General features: G+C 52.5%; 3 protein-coding genes. All 3 read right to left on the minus strand.

The genetic code is table 11. From position 1 onward, the window contains the following. Window positions 1-459, minus strand: a 459-nt coding sequence (locus O6944_06805) for an SRPBCC domain-containing protein (protein MCZ6718841.1), incomplete at its 3' end; no start/stop codon positions are given. Further along, window positions 449-1,387 carry a cupin domain-containing protein gene (locus tag O6944_06810; protein MCZ6718842.1) on the minus strand — a complete coding sequence of 313 codons (939 nt, stop codon included), beginning with the start codon at window positions 1,385-1,387 and terminating at the stop codon, window positions 449-451. The genes O6944_06810 and O6944_06805, both read right to left, overlap by 11 nt. 118 nt (window positions 1,388-1,505) lie before the next feature. Beyond that, window positions 1,506-2,660 (minus strand): haloalkane dehalogenase, encoded by a 1,155-nt coding sequence (locus tag O6944_06815; GenBank protein ID MCZ6718843.1) that lies wholly within the window; start codon window positions 2,658-2,660, stop codon window positions 1,506-1,508. Window positions 2,661-3,128 lie beyond the last annotated feature (468 nt).

Consider the following 3,128-nt stretch of genomic DNA (forward strand, 5'->3'; position numbering starts at 1 on the left):
TCTTCGATCATCTAAACTCATGTAATAACGATCGATTGCATCTAGATAAAACAAGATAATTAAAATAAGATTCGTTTCTTTAAACATCTCCTCAGTCGGCAACTGCTTGCTTATGAAATGCGCCAGGATTCCCCAAAAGCCTGCTTCATTATAGAAAGTACAGTTGCCGTTTTGCGCTTCGATACGATAGGTGTGTCGGGCTTTGAACAATAAGGGCAAACTGCTCTCCCAACTTAGTTGTCTATTCGGCTCGACCGAGATAAGGGTGATTCTTACTTGGCTTCTTTTGCCGCTTGGAGAAGTAGAAGTCAATTCGACTTCAGCTCCCTCGTGCATCTCGCCCACAAAGCCAGGATCGGCAACGTTCCAATCGGGCCAGGCATCAAAGTCCGTCAGGACTTGCCAGACTTGGTCAGGGCTGGCGCTGATTTCAACCATGGTTTGAAGTTCACGAGCCATATCGATTTCCCCCGCGCTGGGAGTCTCCGTTCGAGGCCACGAGGTCGCGCAAAGTTAGCTCCCGCCCTGCGGCGTCGGTGACTCTGGTGTCGAAGTGATCGAAAATCAGGAGTGTCGAATCCACCTCGGTCGTCAGCGAGCTTGTGGACCCGGGTGCTTCCTCGCGCAGATAATCGGTGGCGGTCAGCGGGCCGAGCACCGGATGGAGAGCCCCGCCGTCGAGGATCAAGGTCTCCGACGTCGCGGCGAGCTTACGTTCCGCCAGCATCCCACCGGCCGGAATCTCGACCAACAGGCTTACGACACCGATGTCGTCATCGAAGTGCAAAGCGCGCATCCGTGCTCCACTCTCCAAGCGGATCTGTGGTCGTTCCAGGGGACTCAAGATCCGAACGCCCCGATCCGTGTCTGCGCCGATGGGCCGCGGAGCCGGGCGTGGCTTGCGGCGCAGCGCGCGCCAAAGATCGATGAACACAAACCGCTTGAGACCACGGAGCCACTTCTTCGTCCGCATTAAAGAATCGAAGTAGGCCGCGTCCGAGACGTACCATACCAAGCCGTTTGGACGAAGGAACTCGGATGAGCCGTGACTTACCATGAAAAGGCGCAGATCGTGCTCCGCCACAACCTCAGTGTGGACCGCGCCTGCCGGTTCCCAAGCATAGTCCCCCGGTTGGAACGAGCCGGCTTGCGGGTGCGTTCCGCAGCCCTCAAGCACAAAGAACTCCGACGCACCTATGTGGCGGTGTGGCATTAACCGACTACCGGGCAGCATGTGCACGACCGCCGACCACCGCCCTGAGACGGGATCAGCGTGGACCACCCGCATCTGAACTCCCGGCGAGAGCGCGCTCCACGGCACGTCATCGAGGGCCATGTGGGCAGTTCGTGCAGCGGGCATGCTGGTCGTCTCGATTCGGTCGGTCATGGCGAGTCCTGTGATCTCGGTGGCTGGTGACCCACCAACACGTGGCAAGCGCGTGTTTGCGATACGTCTGCCCTTCCCTGGGCAAACGTTTTGTTAATTAGCTACAAGCGTCACTCGATCAGGGCTTTGGCTTCGTCATCCAGACATTGGGATCCGGCGCCAGATTGCGGCGATACCAGTCAGCAATCGCCCGCCCGACTTGCTCAGGCTGATCTTCTTGTACGAAATGCAATGTCGTGCCAATAAATGCGGTCTCGTGGTTTTTCCAACGCTGGACACGCCATTGTACATCCCATTCCTCGGTAACTTCGCCTGGATATCCGTAGACTTCCATCGTGGGTATAGTCTTCTCCCCCAGCCACTTGTTGTAACGTTCCATCGCTTTATCGGTATGCGGAACGTCGCCCTCGATACTAACCTCGCGTGCCCACATAAATAGTGGTTTGCGCCATTCAGGCTTGCGGAACGGATCACGATAGGTTTCCATTTCACGTTGCGTCAACTCTCGATGGGTGTGGAGTTGCATCACCTGCTCAATGAACATGTTCTGATTGATGGCAAGATCCTGGGCAGCCGGTGATTTGTAAAGTTGATAATGGAGCACTGCGCCTGCCTTGCCCTTACGCTTCAGCGCCTCTTTAATATTGGTGATGGGATAGAAAGGGGCGATAAGTGCTTCCATCATTGCAACGCCACGAACATTCTTTGGATTACGGGCCGCGTAATCCAAACCGATGACCGAACCCCAGTCATGAACCACGAGAGTAATATTTTTCAGATTTAACTTGTTAATGAACGCATCGGTGTACTTGACGTAATCCGGAAGCTCATACTTCACATCCGGCTTGTCGGACAAGCCATGTCCGATGTGATCAAAAGCGATGATCCGCCCATAGGGTTTCAGGTAAGGGATCACGTTACGCCAAATATAGACCTGCTCTGGTGCACCATGGATAAAGAGAATCGGATCACCCTCACCTTCATCGATATAGGCGATGTTCGCGCCGTTGATCTCGACGAATTTGTACTTGTAGGGAAAGTCGGTAGAGGGTCGCTGTCGCTGCCATTCATATTGGAATGCGGCATCACCGGGTTCTGGGGCCGTGTTATGGATAAACTCGGGGGGTGTTTTGTATTTCATGATAAAACCAGGTGCCTTCACCCCTTGGTCATAGCCCTGACCGTCTCCAGCCGCAATAACGTTAGCTGATCCCGCGAACAGCGTGATTGCCAAACCCGCAGTTAATACAAAAAACTTTAACCCGCTTTTCATACTCTTGGTCTCCTTATGGTTAAAAGTTACGTTCCAGACGCCGCAATGAGGATGCCGGATGCGACGGCGTTAAAACTGCCAGGAAAAGCCCCATTCCAATGAATTTCTTGTACCTTTGAACCATATTCAGCCCTCCTTCGGTTAAGATAAAATCAAATTGTCTTAGACTCCTGTGATTGTTCCCCCTTTAATAGCAATCTTTCTCTTTTTCTGTCAACTCGTAAAATTACTAGATTTGGGGAAAAAAATTACTAGGTTTAGGCGGGGCATTCCAGCGGTATAGTGAATTACGTGAGGATTGAAGAAAAGTCAGTCTTGGCATACATTATTTGATTTTTAATAAGCCTCTAACAGGCCGAATTGGTGCCAGGACTCAATTCATTAGCTCATTAATTGCGTCTTGGCGGCCTGATAGCGAGCAAACCCAAGCCCGGAACGGCTACAAGCCCAACAAGAAGTGACATTTAA

Source organism: Gammaproteobacteria bacterium (assembly GCA_027296625.1).
Classification (GTDB): domain Bacteria; phylum Pseudomonadota; class Gammaproteobacteria; order JAKEHO01; family JAKEHO01; genus JAKEHO01.

Coding starts and splice junctions, on each gene's coding strand:
- O6944_06815 (MCZ6718843.1), bottom strand. CDS start 2,660: ATGAAAAGCGGGTTAAAGTTTTTTGTATTAACTGCGGGTTTGGCAATC.
- O6944_06810 (MCZ6718842.1), bottom strand. CDS start 1,387: ATGACCGACCGAATCGAGACGACCAGCATGCCCGCTGCACGAACTGCC.